The following is a 16,972-nucleotide window of genomic DNA, read 5'->3' as shown; positions in this document are numbered from 1 at the left end:
GACATCACCGTCAACACGCGTAAACAGGGCGGGGCCCCGGATCGAAATCCGGGGCCCCGCCCTGTTGAACGCCGCCGACGCCTAAGGCGTACTACTGACCGTGCCGGCCGTCAGTTGTCGTCCTCGTCGATCAGGAACCCACGCATCGGTGAGGGAGCCTGGCCCATCGGGCCGGGGCCCTGCGGACGGACGGGAGCCATCGGCTGGGTCATCGCCGGGGACATCTGCTGCTGACCGCCGTAGGACGGGGCAGGAGGCGCCGGGGGGCCGCCCATGGGCTGGTTGCCGCCGTAGGACGGGGCACTCGCGCCGGCCGGAGCCATGGAAGGCGCCGGGGACGGCGGGAGCGAAGCCGCAGCCGGGGTGCGCGGCGGGGCGAGCGAGTCGTCGGCCTGGGTCTCCAGCTGACGCAGCTGCGACTCCAGGTACGACTTCAGGCGCGTGCGGTACTCGCGCTCGAAGCCACGCAGGTCCTCGACCTTGCGCTCCAGCGTGGCGCGGGCGGACTCCAGGGAGCCCATCGCGACGCGGTGCTTCTCCTGCGCGTCCCGCTCCAGGGCGTCGGCCTTGGCACGGGCGTCACGCTCCAGACCCTCGGCGCGGCTGCGGGCCTCGCCGACGATCTTGTTCGCCTCGGAGCGGGCCTCGGCGATCGCCTGGTCGGCGGTCTGCTGGGCCAGCGAGAGGACACGGGCGGCGCTGTCGCCACCGGGGCCCTGACCGTGGCCGCCCATCGGGCCACCCATGGGGCCGCCCATCGGGCCACCCATCTGCTGCATCGGGGGCTGACCACCCATGGGCCCCTGGCCCATGCCCTGGCCCATACCCTGCCCCATGCCCTGACCCATGCCGGGGCCCTGGCCCATCGGCCCCTGGCCCATGGGGCCGGGACCCTGCGGACCGCCCTGGCCACTGGGACCGGCCGGCAGCTGCGGAGCACCGCTGGGCAGCTGGGGCGGGCCTCCCATGGGGCCACCCATCTGCTGCTGCGGCGGGCCCGATATGCCGGCGGGCACCGGAGCGCCGGGACCTCGCATCCCCTGCTGAGGCATGCCGGGAGGTCCGTCCTGCTCCGGAGGCTTGCGCATGTTCTGCTGGTTCTGGGCAGCAGCACGCGTCGCCGCGGCCAGTTTGGCGCGCAGGTCCTCGTTCTCGCGAAGCAGTCGGGTCAGCTCGGCTTCGACCTCGTCGAGGAAGGCATCGACCTCGTCCTCGTCATAGCCTTCTCGGAGGCGGACGGTCGTGAACTGCTTGTTCCGCACGTCCTCGGGGGTCAACGGCATCTCTTCACCTCAACGTAGTCGTCGGCATTCGGCAAGACGGTAGTTCACATCGCTCACAGCCGGCTCACGATCGAGATCAGGATGTAGACGATGATCATCAGTACGAAGAAGGACAGGTCGAGCGCCACGCCCCCGAGACGCAGCGGCGGAATGAACCGCCGCAGAAGCTTGAGCGGTGGATCGGTGACAGTGTAGGTGGCCTCCAGAACGACCACCATCGCCTTGCCGGGTTGCCATGAGCGGGCGAACTGGAAGACATAGTCCATGACCAACCGGAAGATCAGCACAATGAGGAAGCACATCAGGGCGATGTAGATCACGTCCAGGAACACGCTCATGATCCGTGCTTCCCTCTCCCCTGTTTCGTGCGTTCGACCGGTCTGCGTCTCAGCTCTGGTTGAAGAACCCGCCCTCTGCGATGCGGGCCTTGTCCTCCGCCGTGACATCGACGTTAGCAGGCGACAACAGGAACACCTTCTGCGTCACCCGCTCGATGCTGCCGTGAAGACCAAACACCAAACCAGCCGCAAAGTCGACAAGTCGCTTCGCGTCTGTGTCGTCCATCTCAGTCAGATTCATGATCACCGGGGTGCCCTCACGGAAGTGTTCCCCGATGGTACGGGCCTCGTTGTAGGTCCGGGGGTGCAGTGTGGTGATCCGGTACGGCTCTCGTTCCGACACGACCTTGGGCATGATCACCGGTGCGTTCTTCTCCAGGGACTGACGTTCTTGTGTGATGGACGCCACGGGCGCGATCCGCGCGGGGCGCCCGGATTCCGCAGGCAGCGAAGCTGCGTGGGACACCGGTTCGCGTTGCGCGGGCGGCTGCACCACTCGTACCGCTTCATCCCTTTGGGACTGATGTGCGGCGTGTGACTGATGTGACGGCTCGTGCCGCCGGTGGTCCCGCTCGGGCTCCGGGTCCAGTTCGGGCTCGAAGTCGTCGTCGGGGTCGAATCCGCGGCCGTCGTACCCATCGTCCTCCACGAGGCCGAGGTAGACCGCCATCTTGCGCATCGCGCCGGCCATGCTCTGAGTCCTCCGCTCTGTGGTGGATCGGCTGACGACTGCCAAGTCCTGCGATCCACGAGGTCGTTGTGCCCGCCTTCGGCGGCATTGACCATATTTTCTGCTGTGGTCCGACTTCCTGGCGACGTTACCCGAGGCTGGGGCGGACTCCGAGCACCGCGGTGCCGACGCGCACATGTGTCGCCCCGGCCGCCACGGCCTCCTCGAGGTCCGCACTCATCCCTGCAGAGACCATGTTCGCAGCCGGATGGATTCGGCGCAGGTCAGTCGACAAATCCATCAACCGCTCGAACGCAGCTTGTTGACGTCCCGCGTATTCGCCGGTGAGCGGAGCGACGGTCATCAGTCCGTCGAGCCGCAGCCCCGGAGCACGGGCGACCAGGTCGGCCAACTCTTCGATTCCGCCGGGTGCCACGCCACCGCGCTCGCCCCGGCCGGCCGCGCCCGCGTCCAGCGCGACCTGGATGAGGCACCCGACCTCGCGTCCGGCCCGCTCTGCCTCGCTCGACAGAGCCGTGACAAGTCGGGAACGGTCGACGGACTGCACGACATCCGCGTAACCGACCACGGATCGCACCTTGTTGGTCTGCAATTGACCGACAAAGTGCCAATTAAGGGGCAGATCCGAACAGGCGGCGGCCTTGGGGGCCGCGTCCTGGTCACGGTTCTCGGCCACATGACGCACACCGAGTTCCGACAGCATTCGTACATCGCTCGCCGGATAGGTCTTGGTGACCACGATCAGGGTCACCTCTTCCCGCTTGCGCCCCGCGGCCGCGCACGCGGCGGCGATGCGTTCCTCCACCTTCGCCAGGTTTCGGGCGAGTTCAGTCTTACGGTCCGTCATGCCCCATCAGTCCAGCCACACATAGCCCGCGAGCCGTCCGGTGGTGCGGTCGCGGCGGTACGAGAAGTGGTCGCCCGACTCGAGCGTGCACACCGGCGACTGCTCCCGGTCGTGCACCCCGAGCCGTTCGAGCTGCGCGTGCACTCCGGCGCTCACATCGACCGCCGGTGTGCCCCAGCTCGTCTCCGAGTGCGCCGTCGGTTCGACGGCGGCGACCTCGGCGCGCATCGCCTCCGGTACTTCGTAGCACCGGCCGCAGACGGCGGGCCCGGTGCGGGCGACGATCCGGGACGGCTCGGCGCCGAGCTCCACCATGGCCCGTACGGCGGCGGGGACGACCCCGGCGACCAGCCCGGGACGGCCCGCATGGGCCGCGGCGGCGATCTTGGCGACCGGATCGGCGAGCAGCACCGGCACGCAGTCGGCGGTGAGCACGGCCAGGGCGAGTCCGCGGCGGGCGGTGACGACCGCGTCGACCGAGGGGATCTCGGCGGCGGGGTCCCAGGGTCCGTCCACCACGATCACGTCGGCGCCGTGCACCTGGTTCATCCAGACCACTCGGCCCGGGTCGACCCCCAGGGACTCGGCCGCGCGTTCGCGGTTGGTCCGGACGGCGGCGGGGTCGTCGCCGACCGCGCCGCCGAGGTTGAGCTCTTCGTACGGAACGGCGCTCACCCCGCCCCACCTGTCGGTGAAGGCGAAGTGCGCGCCGTTCACGGTGTCGCGCTGTCCTATCACTTCAGGAAGTCCGGCACGTCCAGTTCCTCGGCCGCGCTGTCGGCGTAGGTCCGCGGCGCCGGGGTGATCGGCGGGACGGCCGGGGTCTCGTTCACCGGGGCGGGGACGGGCTCCGGCTCCTCCTTCGGGGTCACGCTGCCGAGCGAACCGAAGGACGGGCGGCTCTCCGGCTGCCGCGCCGGAGCGGGCTCGTCACGACGGGCGGCGGCCGAGGCCGAGCCGAGGACGTTCTCCCGGCGGGCCGGCGGCTGGCCGCCGTCGAAGCCGGCCGCGATCACGGTGACCCGGACCTCGTCGCCGAGGGCGTCGTCGATGACCGCGCCGAAGATGATGTTGGCTTCGGGGTGGGCGGCCTCGCTGACCAGCTGGGCGGCCTCGTTGATCTCGAACAGGCCGAGGTCGGAGCCACCGGAGATGGACAGCAGCACGCCCCGCGCGCCGTCGATGGACGCTTCGAGCAGCGGAGAGGAGATCGCCATCTCGGCCGCGGCCACCGCACGGTCGTCGCCGCGGGCCGAGCCGATGCCCATGAGGGCGGAGCCGGCCTCGGACATGACCGACTTGACGTCGGCGAAGTCGAGGTTGATCAGGCCGGGGGTGGTGATGAGGTCGGTGATGCCCTGGACACCGGAGAGCAGAACCTGGTCGGCCGACTTGAAGGCGTCGAGCACCGAGACCTGGCGGTCCGAGATGGACAGCAGCCGGTCGTTCGGGATGACGATGAGGGTGTCGACCTCTTCGCGGAGCTCGGCGATGCCGTCCTCGGCCTGGTTCGCCCGGCGCCGTCCCTCGAAGGTGAACGGGCGCGTGACCACGCCGATGGTGAGGGCCCCCAGGGAGCGCGCGATGTTGGCCACGACGGGCGCGCCGCCGGTGCCGGTGCCGCCGCCCTCACCGGCCGTCACGAAGACCATGTCGGCCCCCTTGAGGACCTCCTCGATCTCCTCGCGGTGGTCCTCGGCGGCCTTGCGGCCGACGGCCGGGTTGGCTCCGGCTCCGAGTCCGCGCGTCAGTTCGCGGCCGACGTCGAGCTTGACGTCGGCGTCGCTCATCAACAGCGCCTGCGCGTCGGTGTTGATGGCGATGAACTCGACACCCTTGAGACCGACCTCGATCATCCGGTTGATGGCATTGACACCACCGCCGCCGACACCGATGACCTTGATGACTGCGAGGTAGTTCTGCGGTGCTGCCACGTCGAAGGCCTCTCGCCTCGAATTACGTTGCCGTCGTCTCGCGGGTCCGCCGCGCTCCGCCGACTGATGCCGAATGGGACGGTCCGAGCGCCGACCCGAACCCTAACGCTGAAGTTTAGGGTTACCAGTGTTTCCGTTCCTTGGAGTCTTCTGAACAGGACACTAAGTCGACAAGTGGCGCGCGTTCAACGAACACGCCGAACCTCCCGTTTTTCTTTTCACCCTATGTGATCAGGCATAGCGGTGCCCAACCAGGGTGCTGGCCTGCGCTGATGTGCGTCAACTGCCCGCTGACGCAGGGGCGGTGGGAACACTGACATCGAAGTGCCGTGCGCCGGGCGAGGCTTTCATCAGGGCGGTGAGGGTGCGGGCCTTGGCGCGGCCGCTCTCGGAGCTGCCCCAGGCGATCGTGCGGCCTCCGGTCAACTCCAGCGAGATGTCGTCGTAGGAACGGACCTTGACGACCCTCGTGTCGTGCGCGAGGGCGGCCGGAATGTCGCCGGCGACCCGGACCGCCTCCCGCACGAGCCGGTCCGGCCCGAAGCGCCGCAGGCTCGCGGTGGCCGAACCCCGGCGAGGTGCCTTCAATTCCAGCGTCGGAACGCCTTTCGGTGCCTGCGAAACCGTGGCGAAACGGACACCTTCGTCGTCCACTTCGACAAACTTTCCGGCCTTTTGGACAAGCAGGACCGCAGTACGCTCGGTCACTTTCAGCCCGATTCCCCCGGGCCAGGAACGGACCACATCAACCGTGTCAATTCGGGGCAATTTCTTGCGGAGTCGGGCCCCGATCGCATCGGTGTCGACCGAAATCAGCGGCTCCCCGACCGGCACATCGGCCGCCTCGCGCACCTGTGCGGGCGTCAGGACACGAGTCCCGGAGACCGACACATGGTGCACGCGCAGCCACTGCGAGCCGTACAACAGCCAGACGGAACCTGCACCGAGGAGCACGACGACAACCGCCAGGATGACGATCGTACGAACGCGGGTATTCCTCAACCGTCGGACGAGCGGCGGGCCGGACGACTCCTGCTGGCGGTCACCACGCTCGGTGGTGGTCGGTCCGGCCACGCGCGCTCCTTCCACGGCTCGGCTGCCCTCCGGCGCGCCCTTCGGACTAGCGACGGTGCGAGGCGATCGCCTCGTACACCATGCCGACGAGCAGGTCGTCGGCGTCCCGGCGGCCGAACTCACCGGCGGCGCGGGACATCTCGTACAACCGGTGCGGATCGGCGAGCACTGGCAGGACGTTCTGCTGGACCCACTCGGGGGTCAGCTCCGCGTCGTCGACCAGCAGTCCGCCTCCGGCCTTGACCACCGGCTGGGCGTTGAGCCGCTGTTCGCCGTTGCCGATGGGCAGCGGGACATAGGCGGCCGGGAGTCCGACGGCGGAGAGTTCGGCGACGGTCATCGCGCCCGCGCGGCAGAGCATCATGTCGGCCGCGGCGTACGCGAGGTCCATCCGGTCCAGATAACTTACCGGGATGTAGGGGGGCATCCCCGGCATCTGCTGCACGTGCGGCAGTTCGTTCTTCGGGCCGACCGCGTGCAGGATCTGGATGCCGGCCTGCTGGAGCCAGGGGGCGACCTGCTGGACCACCTCGTTGAGGCGGCGGGCGCCCTGCGAGCCGCCGGAGACGAGCAGCGTGGGCAGGTTCGGGTCCAGGCCGAAGCGGGCGCGGGCCTCGGGACGCATGGCCGCGCGGTCCAGCGTGGCGATGGAGCGGCGCAGCGGGATGCCGATGTAGCGGGCGTTGCGCAGCTTGCTGTCCGGCGTGGAGACGGCGACCTGGGCCGCGTACCGGGAGCCGATCTTGTTGGCGAGTCCGGGCCGGGCGTTGGCCTCGTGGATCACGATGGGCACACCGAGGCGCTTGGCGGCGAGATAGGCCGGCAGGGCCACGTAGCCGCCGAAGCCGACCACGCAGTCGGCCTTGGTGCGCTCCAGGATCTGCTCGGTCGCCTTGATCGTGCCGCGCAGCCGGCCCGGGACGGTGATCAGCTCCGGCGTGGGCTTGCGCGGCAGCGGCACCGCCGGGATCAGCGCGAGCTCGTAGCCGCGCTCGGGCACGAGCCTGGTCTCCAGGCCGCGCTCAGTGCCCAGGGCCGTGATCCCCACGGTGGGGTCCTGCCTGCGCAGGGCGTCCGCGAGGGCGAGCGCGGGCTCGATGTGGCCGGCGGTCCCCCCACCGGCGAGTACGACATGCACCGAAATTCACCGCTCTCCGGACGAGCGCGCCGCAGAGGCACGCCGTCGCATCGTGTTCCATCTCCGGGGTCCCGGAGTACCCCCGGCCCGCTTTCTACCAAACCGAGGTTGCCGCATGGCAAGTGCCGCCCGCGCGGCGGGCTCGTCGCGCGCGAAGGCGATCAGCAGCCCGATGGCGAACATGGTCGGCAGCAGGGCGGAACCTCCGTAGGAGAACAGCGGGAGGGGGACGCCGGCGATCGGCAGCAGACCGAGCACCGCACCGATGTTGATCACTGCCTGCGCGGTGATCCAGGTGGTCACGCCTCCCGCGGCGTACCTCACGAAGGGGTCCTCCGTGCGTCCGGCCACGCGGATACCCGCATAGCCTAGAGCCGCGAAGAGGGCCAGTACCGACAGCGTCCCGGCGAGGCCCAGTTCCTCACCGGTGACGGCGAAGATGAAGTCGGTGTGGGCTTCGGGTAGTTGGCCCCATTTTTCCACGCTCGCGCCGAGGCCGGAGCCGAAGAGCCCGCCGGAGGCGAGAGCGTAGATGCCGTGCACGGCCTGCCAGCAGTCGGTGACCCCGGAGCGCGGCTCGGTGGCGCCGATGCAGGCGAGCCGGGCCATGCGGTTGGGGCTGGTCTTGATCAGGATCACACCGATCGCGGAGGCGACCGAGAGCACGCCGACGAACAGCCGGGTGGGCGCTCCCGCCAGCCACAGCAGCCCGAACAGGATCGCGGTGAGGATGATCGCCGTGCCCATGTCGCCGCCGAGCATGATCAGCCCGAGCAGCAGGAAGGCGACCGGGACCAGCGGCACCAGCATGTGCTTCCACTGGGTCAGCAGCTTCTTCTCCTGCTTGCGCGCGATCAGGTCCGCGCCCCACAGCACCAGCGCCAGCTTGCCGAACTCGCTCGGCTGGATCTGGAAGGAGCCGCCGAGGGAGATCCAGTTCTGGTTGCCGTTGACCGCCATCCCTATCCCCGGCACCTGCACCAGGACCATCAGGAACACGGCGCCGGCGAGGATCGGGTAGGCCAGCGCCCGGTGCAGTTTCACCGGCATGCGGGAGGCGGCGAACATCAGACCGCCGCCGATGACGGCGGCCAGGAACTGCTTGCGGAAGAAGTAAGAGCCCGGCAGCGCCAGCTGGAGCGCGGTGATCTGGGAGGCCGAGTAGACCATCACCAGGCCGAGCACGGTGATCAGCAGGCTGCCGCCGAGGATCAGGTAGTACGCGGTCAGCGGCCGGTCCCAGGCCTTTCGCGCGCGCGTGTAGAGCCGTCGTACGGGGTTCTCACGCGGGCCGCGGGGGGCCGTGGGCCGTCCGGCGGTCCGCCGGACCGGCGGACGGCCCGTACGGCTACCGGACATCCCCGGCTCCTCCCGGCCTGAGCCACATGCGAGTCACGCGTCCCTCCCAGGGTCCCGAAGCACCCGCTGTGGCCGAGACCCGCCGTCAGGCGCCCGCGCCGAGTTCGCGAACCGCCTGCGCGAACGCGTCACCGCGCTTGTTGTAGTTGGTGAACATGTCCATGGAGGCGCAGGCCGGGGCGAGGAGCACCGTGTCGCCGGGCCGCGCGAGCCGCTTCGCCTCCTGGACCGCCTGGAGCATCGCCCCAGTGTCGGTCCGGTCGAGGTCGACGACGGGTACTTCCGGGGCGTGTCGCGCGAGGGCGTCGCGGATCAGGGCGCGGTCGGCGCCGATGAGGACGGCGCCGCGAAGCCGCTTCGCCGACTTGGCGACCAGCTCGTCGAAGGTCGCGCCCTTCGCCAGACCGCCCGCAATCCATACGATCGACTCATATGCCGCCAACGAGGCCTCTGCCGCATGCGTGTTGGTGGCCTTGGAGTCGTCGATGTACGCGACCCCGTCCACGTCGGCCACGTGCGCGATGCGGTGCGCGTCCGGCCGGAAGGCCCGCAGACCGTCCCGTACGGCCGTGGCGGGCACCCCGAAGGCGCGGGCGAGGCCCGCCGCGGCAAGGGCGTTGGCGATGTTGTGCGGGGCGGGCGGGTTGACGTCGGAGACCTCCGCCAGCTCCTGCGCGTTCTTGTGGCGGTTCTCGACGAAGGCGCGGTCGACCAGGATGCCGTCCACGACGCCGAGTTGGGAGGGTCCCGGGGTGCCGAGGGTGAAGCCGACGGCACGGCAGCCCTCCTCGACGTCCGCCTCGCGCACCAGGTCCTCGGTGAGCTTGTCGGCCACGTTGTAGACGCAGGCGACCCGATTCCCCTCGTAGATACGGCCCTTGTCGGCGGCGTACGCCTCCATGGAGCCGTGCCAGTCGAGGTGATCGGGTGCCAGGTTCAGTACGGCGGCCGAGTGCGCGCGCAGCGACGGCGCCCAGTGGAGCTGGTAGCTGGAGAGCTCGACGGCCAGGACGTCGTACTCCTCCTCGCCGAGGACGGCGTCGAGGAGCGAGACGCCGATGTTGCCGACGGCGGCCGTGCGCAGGCCCGCCGCCGCCAGGATGGAGGCGAGCATCTGGACGGTCGTGGTCTTGCCGTTGGTGCCGGTGACGGCCAGCCAGGGGGCGGCGTCCGGGCCGCGGAGCCGCCAGGCCAGCTCGACGTCGCCCCAGATCGGCACGCCCGCCTCGGCCGCCGCCGTGAACAGCGGCTTGTCCGGCTGCCAGCCGGGTGCGGTGACGATGAGCTCGGTGCCCTTGGGCAGGGTCGCGCCGTCGCCGAGGCGCACGGTGATGCCGAGCGCCTCCAGGTCGGCCGCCTGGGCGCGGGCACGCTCGTCGTCGCCGTCGTTGACGACCGTGACGAGGGCGCCGAGCCCGTGCAGCACCTTGGCCGCCGGGACGCCGGAGACGCCGAGCCCGGCGACGGTGACGTGCTTGCCCCGGAAGTCGAACGCCCCGGAAGACGCCGAAGCCGCCGAGGACACCGATGAGGTCACTTGTCCGCTGCCCATCCCGCGTAGAAGAGGCCCAGTCCGACGATGACACAGATGCCCTGAATGATCCAGAATCGGACCACTACAAGGACTTCGGACCAGCCTTTGAGTTCGAAGTGGTGCTGGAGTGGCGCCATCCGGAAGACGCGCTTGCCGGTGAGCTTGAAGGAGCCGACCTGGATGACGACCGACATGGTGATCAGGACGAACAGGCCGCCGAGGATGGCGATCAGCAGCTCGGTGCGAGAGCAGATGGCGAGACCCGCGAGCACACCGCCGAGGGCGAGCGAACCGGTGTCACCCATGAAGATCTTGGCGGGCGAGGTGTTCCACCACAGGAAGCCGAGGCAGGCGCCCATCAGCGCGGAGGAGACGACCGCGAGGTCGAGCGGGTCGCGCACCTCGTAGCAGGCGTTGGGGTTGGTCAGGGTCCCCGCGTTGGCGCAGGACTCCTGGAACTGCCAGACGCCAATGAAGGTGTAGGCGCCGAAGACCAGGACGGAGGCGCCGGTGGCCAGACCGTCCAGACCGTCGGTCAGGTTCACGCCGTTCGACATCGCCAGGATCATGAACAGCGCCCAGACCACGAACAGCACCGGGCCGATCGTCCAGCCGAAGTCGGTGATGAACGACAGCTTGGTGGAGGCCGGGGTGTTGCCGCGCGCGTCCGCGAACTGGAGCGAGAGCACGGCGAAGGCGATGCCGCCGAGCAGCTGGCCGGCCATCTTGGCCTTGGCCCGCAGACCCAGCGAACGCCGCTTGACGATCTTGATGTAGTCGTCGAGGAAGCCGACCAGACCCATGCCGGTCATGAGGCCGAGCACCAGGAGGCCGGAGTAGGTCGGCGCGTAGCCGGTGATCACCTTGGACAGGAAGTACGCGGCGATCGTCGCCAGGATGAAGGCGATACCGCCCATCGTCGGCGTACCGCGCTTGCTGGCGTGCTCGCGGGGGCCGTCGTCCCGGATGTACTGGCCGTAGCCCTTGCGCGCGAGGAGCTTGATCAGCAGCGGGGTGCCGATCAGGGTGAGGAACAGACCAATGACACCCGCGAACAGGATCTGCTTCATCATCGGGCGGCAACCTCACCCTCGGCACCGGACTCGAGCAGCGCCTGGGCAACGCTCTCCAGACCCACCGAACGGGACGCCTTCACGAGCACGACGTCCCCCGGGCGCAACTCGCTGCGCAACAGGTCGACCGCCGCCTGTGCGTCGGACACGTGCACCGACTCCTCACCCCACGAACCCTCGTTATATGCGCCCAGTTGCAGCCAGGACGCTTCCCTGTCCCCGACCGCGACGAGCTTGCTGACGTTGAGCCGGACGGCGAGCCGTCCGACCGCGTCGTGCTCGGCGAGCGCCTCGTCCCCGAGCTCGGCCATCTTGCCGAGCACCGCCCAGGTCCGCCGCCCCTTGCCCATGGCCGCGAGCGCGCGCAGAGCGGCTCGCATGGACTCGGGATTGGCGTTGTAGGCGTCGTTGACGATGGTCACGCCGTCCGGGCGCTCGGTGACCTCCATCCGCCAGCGGGAGAGCGTGCCCGCCTCGGAGAGCGCGGTGGCGATCTCTTCCGCGGACAGGCCCAGCTCATGGGCGACGGCGGCCGCGGCGAGCGCGTTCGACACGTGGTGCTCACCGTACAGGCGCATGGTCACATCGCTTGCACCGGAGGGTGTGTGAAGCCTGAAGGAGGGCTGTCCGCTGTCCGTGAGTCGTACGTTCTCGGCGCGTACGTCCGCTTCGGCCGACTCTCCGAAAAGGATCACCTTCGCCTTGGTACGGGAGGCCATGGCCCGGACCAACGGATCGTCGGCGTTGAGGATCGCCGCTCCGTCCTCGGGAAGCGCCTCCACGAGTTCGCCCTTCGTCCGGGCGATCTGCTCGCGGCCGCCGAACTCGCCGATGTGCGCGGTGCCGACGTTGAGCACCAGGCCGATCCTCGGCGGGGTCAGCTCGGTGAGGTAACGGATGTGGCCGAGGCCGCGGGCGCCCATCTCCAGCACGAGGAACTTCGTCTCCTCGGTGGCGCTGAGGGCGGTCAGCGGCAGCCCGATCTCGTTGTTGAGGGAGCCGGGGGTGAAGACGGTCGGCGCCTTGCTGCGCAGCACCTGGGCGACGAGGTCCTTGGTGCTGGTCTTGCCCGCCGAGCCGGTGAGGGCCACGAGGGTCGCGCCGAGGCGGCCGACGACATGCCGGGCCAGGGCGCCGAGGGCGCTCTGGACGTCGTCGACGACGATCGCGGGCACGCCGACGGGGCGCGTCGCCAGTACGGCGACCGCGCCCGCCTCGACGACGGCCGCCGCGAAGTCGTGGCCGTCCACGCGTTCGCCGGCGAAGGCGACGAAGAGGCTGCCGGGCACCACCTCGCGGGAGTCCCGGACGACCGGTCCGGTGACCTGGACGGACGGATCCGGTATGTCGTGCGTCTGCCCGCCGACGACTGCTGCGATCTCGGCGAGGGAGAGGGCGATCACAAGTTCATCCCTGGGTCTTCTGGATAGCTTCGCGGAGCACCTGGCGGTCGTCGAAGGGACGGACCACTCCGGCGATGTCCTGGCCCTGCTCGTGCCCCTTGCCCGCGACCAGCACCGTGTCGCCGGGCGCGGCACGGCCCACCGCGGCGGCGATCGCGGCGGCCCGGTCCTCGAAGAGAAGCACCTCACCGCGCTCGTGCACGGGTACGGACGCCGCGCCCTGGAGCATGGTGGCGAGGATCGCCAGGGGATCCTCTGAACGGGGGTTGTCGGAGGTCAGTACGGCCGTGTCGGCGAGCCGGGCCGCGGCGGCGCCCATCGGGGAGCGCTTGGTCCGGTCGCGGTCGCCGCCGCAGCCGAGGACGACGTGCAGCCGGCCCTTGGTGACCTTGCGCAGCGCCTTGAGCACCGATTCGACCGCGTCGGTCTTGTGGGCGTAGTCGACGACCGCGAGATACGGCTGTCCGGCGTCCACCCGCTCCAGGCGGCCCGGCACGCCGGGTACGGCGGCGACGCCGTCGGCGGCGGTCTGCGGGTCGAGGCCCGCGGCGGCGAGGGCGACCACGGCGGCGAGGGTGTTCGCCACGTTGAACGGGCCCGGCAGCGGCGACTTCGCGGTGATCCGCTCGCCCCGGGGGCCCACGACGGTGAACGTCGAGTCCATCGGGCCGATCCGGACGTCCTCGGCACGCCAGTCGGCGTCGGGGTGTCCCTCGGCGGAGAAGGTGACCACCGGGACGGGGGCCTCCTCGGCGAGCCGACGGCCGTACTCGTCGTCGAAGTTGACCACACCGCATTTGCTGCGCTGCGGCGTGAACAGCTCTGCCTTGGCCCGGTAGTAGTCCTCCATGTCGGAGTGGAACTCCATGTGTTCCGGGCTGAGGTTGGTGAAGACGGCGATGTCGAAGACGCAGCCGTCGACCCGGCCGAGGACCAGGGCGTGGCTGGAGACCTCCATGGCGACCGCCTCGACGCCGCGCTCGCGCATGACGGCGAACAGGGCCTGGAGGTCGGTGGCCTCGGGGGTGGTGCGCTCGGACTTGATGCGCTCGTCGCCGATGCGCATCTCGACCGTGCCGACCAGACCCGTGGACTTCACCGTCCTGAGGCCGCCCTCGACGAGATAGGCGGTGGTGGTCTTGCCGGAGGTGCCGGTGATGCCGATCTGGAGCAGATCACGGCCGGGACGGCCGTAGATCGTGGCCGCCAGCTCGCCCATCCGCGCGCGCGGGTCGTCGACCACCAGGACCGGCAGGCCGGTCGCGGCGGCGCGCTCGGCGCCCGTCGGGTCGGTCAGCACGGCGACCGCGCCCAGGCCGGCAGCCTGGGTGACGAAGTCGGCGCCGTGCAGCCGGGCACCCGGGAGGGCGGCGTACAGGTCGCCGGGGCGGACGGCGCGCGAGTCGTGGGTGATGCCCGTGACCTCGGCGGCAGGGTGCGAAGTGGCGGCACCCAGCTGATCGGCGAGCTCCGCGAGGGGTGTGGCGGAGACCTGAACCGGTCGTGGCGGCCCCGGGTAGGTCACGGAAGCGCCCTTCTGGGTGGTTTGGGACTGATCAGCGTGTGGCACGGCGGTGAGCGTACCGGGCGCACCCGCCGTGGAGCGAAGCGAGGGGCCAAAGGGGCCGTGGTTCCCGGGGTCCGGGGTGATCGTTCTCACGAGCTCGTTCCTGGTGGTCTGTGCGAGGTACCGGTGCAGGTCAGGGCTTGTAGGTGACCGGCAGATTCGCGGCCTTGGCCCCGGTCGGCGGGATCTGGAGGGTCTTCAGGGCGAACTCCATCACCTGCTTGTAGATGGGGCCGCAGATCTGGCCGCCGAAGTAGCTGCCGGCGGTGGCGTTCTGGATGGCGCAGTAGACGGTGATCCGCGGGCTGTCCGCGGGTGCGAATCCGGCGAATGAAGAGGTGTAGCCGCGGTACTTGCCGGTGGCCGGATCCACGCGGTTGGCCGTACCCGTCTTGCCCGCGACGCGGTAGCCGGGGATGCGCGCCTTGGTGCCGGTGCCCTCCCGGTCGTCCACGACGGACTCCAGCATCTGGGCGACGGTCTTCGCCGTCTTCTCGCTGATCACCCGGGTCTTCTCGGGCTTGGCGGAGGGGGTGAAGCGGCCGTCGGCGCCCTCGGTGCCGCGTACCAGGGTGGGTTCGACACGGACGCCGCCGTTGGCGATCGTCGAGTAGACGGAGGCCGCCTGCATGGCGTTGAGGGACATGCCCTGGCCGAAAGGAATCGTGTACTGCTGCGACGTCGACCACTTGTCCGCGGGCGCGAGGATGCCCTTGGTCTCACCGGGGAAGCCGAGTCCGGTGTAGCTGCCGAGGCCGAACTTCTTCAGATAGGAGTAGAGGACGTCGTTGGCCTCCCGCTGGGTCTTTCCGAGCTGGCCGGCGGCCAGGATGGTGCCGATGTTGCTGGACTTGGCCAGGACGCCGTTGAGCGTGAGGTACCAGGTCCCGTGGTCGACGTCGTCCTGGAAGAGGCGGTCGCCGCGGTGCAGCCGGTTGGGAACGACGACATGGGTGAGCGGGGTGGCGGCGTTCTCCTCCAGTACGGCCGACATCGACATCACCTTGGCGGTGGAGCCGGGCTCGTAGGCGTCCTGGAGGGCCGGGTTGCCCATCGCGGCGGAATCCGCCTTCGACAGGTCGTTCGGGTCGAAGCCGGGTGAGTCGGCCATGGCGAGGATCTCGCCGGTACGGGTGTCCTGCACGACGACATAGCCGCGGTCGGCCTTGGACTTCTTCACCTGCTCCGTGATGGCGTTCTGCGCGGCCCACTGGATGTCGCGGTCGATGGTGAGCTCGACGTCGGCGCCGGGCACGGCGGGGGTCTCGGTGGAACCCGCGGTGGGCACCTCACGGCCGCCGGACTGGGCGTAGCGGATCTTGCCGTCCGTGCCGGTCAGCGTCCTGTTCAGCTGCTGCTCGATGCCGCCGCCGCCCTTGCCCTCGGCATTGACCCAGCCCAGTATCCCGGCGGCGAGGTCGCCGTTCGGGTACACGCGCTTGCTGCTGGGATCGGAGAAGACGCCGGCGAGGACGTTGACGGTGGTCTTGTCCGTGTTCGCCTTCCGGGCGAGCGCGCTCCTCAGGTCCTTGATCTGGTTCCAGACCTGCGGGGTCCGGCGGCCGGCGAGTTTGACGTAGCGCAGGTCCTTGTTGGCGGGCCGCAGCTTGCGGACGAGTGTGTCCTGGTCCTGCCCGACGATCGGCGCGAGGAGTGCGGCCGCCCGCTCCGGTCCGTCGTCGATGCCGAGCTGCTTGCGCGTGAACATCGTCGGGTCGGCCGTGATGTCGTACGCGTCCTCGCTGATCGCCAGGGCCACGCCGTTGCGGTCGGTGATCCCGCCGCGCTCGGCGGCGAGGGTGTGGACGACATACCGGTTCTGCTCGGCCTTGGCGGCGTACGCGCTCGCGTCGACGGCCTGCACCTGGAGCAGCCGCACCACGAAGGCGAGCAGCACCAGGGTCAGCGCGAGACTGACCAAGCGCAGGCGCGGGCGGGGGCTGCCGAGCCGCAGCGGGCGGGCGGCCGCCGGCCGGGCCTGCTGGGGGCGGCGGACCGGGCGGGCCCCGGGACCGGGACCGGGTTGCCGACGGCCGCCGTTCCCGGGCCGGGACGGCTTGGCGGGGCCCGGGATGCGGCGGCGCGGCGGTTGCCTTTCTCCAGAGGTGTCTGACACTTCCGTCACCTGCCGGGGGTCGGGGTCGTGGCGGGCTGGGGGGTGGAGACGGGCGTCAGTGGCGCCGGAGAGACGGGGGCCGGGGAGGCAGGGACCGGGGAGGTCGGGGTCGGGGCGCCCGGTGTGGTCTGCCGGGCCGGGGACGCGGGGGCGGCCGGGAGGATCGCCTCGGGCGGGAGGGGCGCGGTCGTGGTCGTGGCGGACTGCCGCAGGACGGCGGGGCCGGGGACGCCCTTGACGGTGCCGTCGGGGTCGAGGAAGGCCGGGTCGCCGCCGGGCACCATGCCGAGTTCACGGGCACGGCGCTGGAGGGCGTCGGGGGCGGAGTAGGCGTCGATGTCCCGCTGGAGGGCCTGTTGCTCGTCGGTGAGGTTCTTCGTCTGTTTCTGGAGGTCGTCCAGCCGGAACGAGCCTTCGCTGAGCGCCGAGTTCAGCACCAGGAGCCCGATGAGACCACCGCCGAGGAGCAGGACGACGAGGAGGACGAACGGCGTCCGGGCCGCCTGCCCCCGCCCGGCCGGAAAGAGCCGTGCGAGCCGGGCGGCCCTCCCCCTCAGTTCGGGTTTCCTACTCACATGCCCTCCGGTGAGTTCGGGTACCCAACTCACTCACGCC

The 16,972-nt window shown here is 70.1% G+C and carries 15 protein-coding genes; all 15 read right to left on the bottom strand.

Annotated elements, in window-relative coordinates:
• Window positions 1-110: 110 nt before the first annotated feature.
• Window positions 111-1,283, bottom strand: coding sequence for a DivIVA domain-containing protein (locus ACFY1J_RS08445; RefSeq protein ID WP_390709151.1), 1,173 nt, complete (start codon window positions 1,281-1,283; stop codon window positions 111-113).
• 53 nt (window positions 1,284-1,336) lie between these two features.
• Entirely contained in the window at window positions 1,337-1,621 is a 285-nt protein-coding gene (locus ACFY1J_RS08440) for a YggT family protein (protein ID WP_263207749.1), read from the bottom strand.
• A 49-nt stretch (window positions 1,622-1,670) separates the two neighbouring features.
• Window positions 1,671-2,312, bottom strand: a complete 642-nt coding sequence (locus ACFY1J_RS08435; RefSeq protein ID WP_263207751.1) for a cell division protein SepF — start codon at window positions 2,310-2,312, stop codon at window positions 1,671-1,673.
• Between the two features lie 127 nt (window positions 2,313-2,439).
• On the bottom strand, window positions 2,440-3,159 hold the full coding sequence (locus ACFY1J_RS08430) for a YggS family pyridoxal phosphate-dependent enzyme (RefSeq protein WP_390709152.1): 720 nt from the start codon (window positions 3,157-3,159) through the stop codon (window positions 2,440-2,442).
• A gap of 6 nt (window positions 3,160-3,165) precedes the next feature.
• Window positions 3,166-3,897 carry a peptidoglycan editing factor PgeF gene (gene pgeF / locus ACFY1J_RS08425; protein WP_390730910.1) on the bottom strand — a complete coding sequence of 244 codons (732 nt, stop codon included), beginning with the start codon at window positions 3,895-3,897 and terminating at the stop codon, window positions 3,166-3,168.
• Entirely contained in the window at window positions 3,894-5,093 is a 1,200-nt protein-coding gene (ftsZ, locus tag ACFY1J_RS08420) for a cell division protein FtsZ (RefSeq protein WP_390730909.1), read from the bottom strand. The genes pgeF and ftsZ overlap by 4 nt, the downstream gene beginning before the upstream one ends.
• Before the next feature lie 279 nt (window positions 5,094-5,372).
• Entirely contained in the window at window positions 5,373-6,167 is a 795-nt protein-coding gene (locus tag ACFY1J_RS08415) for a cell division protein FtsQ/DivIB (RefSeq protein ID WP_390730908.1), read from the bottom strand.
• 46 nt (window positions 6,168-6,213) lie between these two features.
• Window positions 6,214-7,305, bottom strand: coding sequence for an undecaprenyldiphospho-muramoylpentapeptide beta-N-acetylglucosaminyltransferase (gene murG, locus ACFY1J_RS08410; protein WP_390709156.1), 1,092 nt, complete (start codon window positions 7,303-7,305; stop codon window positions 6,214-6,216).
• Window positions 7,306-7,311: 6 nt separating this feature from the next.
• A complete protein-coding gene (ftsW, locus tag ACFY1J_RS08405; protein ID WP_390709157.1) occupies window positions 7,312-8,664 on the bottom strand; it encodes a putative lipid II flippase FtsW in 1,353 nt (450 codons plus the stop codon).
• An 85-nt stretch (window positions 8,665-8,749) separates the two neighbouring features.
• Window positions 8,750-10,216: a UDP-N-acetylmuramoyl-L-alanine--D-glutamate ligase gene (gene murD / locus ACFY1J_RS08400; RefSeq protein ID WP_390709158.1), complete on the bottom strand. Its 1,467-nt coding sequence runs from the start codon at window positions 10,214-10,216 to the stop codon at window positions 8,750-8,752.
• Entirely contained in the window at window positions 10,198-11,268 is a 1,071-nt protein-coding gene (mraY, locus tag ACFY1J_RS08395) for a phospho-N-acetylmuramoyl-pentapeptide-transferase (RefSeq protein WP_263216381.1), read from the bottom strand. The genes murD and mraY overlap by 19 nt, the downstream gene beginning before the upstream one ends.
• Window positions 11,268-12,674 carry a UDP-N-acetylmuramoyl-tripeptide--D-alanyl-D-alanine ligase gene (murF, locus tag ACFY1J_RS08390; protein WP_390709159.1) on the bottom strand — a complete coding sequence of 469 codons (1,407 nt, stop codon included), beginning with the start codon at window positions 12,672-12,674 and terminating at the stop codon, window positions 11,268-11,270. Before murF ends, mraY begins: the two co-directional genes overlap by 1 nt.
• 4 nt (window positions 12,675-12,678) lie before the next feature.
• On the bottom strand, window positions 12,679-14,334 hold the full coding sequence (locus ACFY1J_RS08385) for a UDP-N-acetylmuramoyl-L-alanyl-D-glutamate--2,6-diaminopimelate ligase (RefSeq protein WP_390730907.1): 1,656 nt from the start codon (window positions 14,332-14,334) through the stop codon (window positions 12,679-12,681).
• 40 nt (window positions 14,335-14,374) lie between these two features.
• Window positions 14,375-16,357 carry a peptidoglycan D,D-transpeptidase FtsI family protein gene (locus ACFY1J_RS08380; protein WP_390730906.1) on the bottom strand — a complete coding sequence of 661 codons (1,983 nt, stop codon included), beginning with the start codon at window positions 16,355-16,357 and terminating at the stop codon, window positions 14,375-14,377.
• 5 nt (window positions 16,358-16,362) lie between these two features.
• On the bottom strand, window positions 16,363-16,932 hold the full coding sequence (locus ACFY1J_RS08375) for a septum formation initiator family protein (protein WP_390709162.1): 570 nt from the start codon (window positions 16,930-16,932) through the stop codon (window positions 16,363-16,365).
• Window positions 16,933-16,972: the final 40 nt, after the last annotated feature.

This window comes from Streptomyces sp. NPDC001406 (genome assembly GCF_042895285.1).
In the GTDB taxonomy this organism is placed as follows: Bacteria; Actinomycetota; Actinomycetes; order Streptomycetales; family Streptomycetaceae; genus Streptomyces.
Note: the sequence above shows the minus strand (reverse complement) of the source record. Positions and strands in the feature narration are given on the sequence as shown.

Excerpts from the sequence above, each read along its gene's own strand:
- ACFY1J_RS08445 (WP_390709151.1), bottom strand. The coding sequence starts at position 1,283 with ATGCCGTTGACCCCCGAGGACGTGCGGAACAAGCAGTTCACGACCGTC.
- ACFY1J_RS08440 (WP_263207749.1), bottom strand. The coding sequence starts at position 1,621 with ATGAGCGTGTTCCTGGACGTGATCTACATCGCCCTGATGTGCTTCCTC.
- ACFY1J_RS08435 (WP_263207751.1), bottom strand. The coding sequence starts at position 2,312 with ATGGCCGGCGCGATGCGCAAGATGGCGGTCTACCTCGGCCTCGTGGAG.
- ACFY1J_RS08430 (WP_390709152.1), bottom strand. The coding sequence starts at position 3,159 with ATGACGGACCGTAAGACTGAACTCGCCCGAAACCTGGCGAAGGTGGAG.
- ftsW (WP_390709157.1), bottom strand. The coding sequence starts at position 8,664 with ATGTCCGGTAGCCGTACGGGCCGTCCGCCGGTCCGGCGGACCGCCGGA.
- murD (WP_390709158.1), bottom strand. The coding sequence starts at position 10,216 with ATGGGCAGCGGACAAGTGACCTCATCGGTGTCCTCGGCGGCTTCGGCG.
- mraY (WP_263216381.1), bottom strand. The coding sequence starts at position 11,268 with ATGAAGCAGATCCTGTTCGCGGGTGTCATTGGTCTGTTCCTCACCCTG.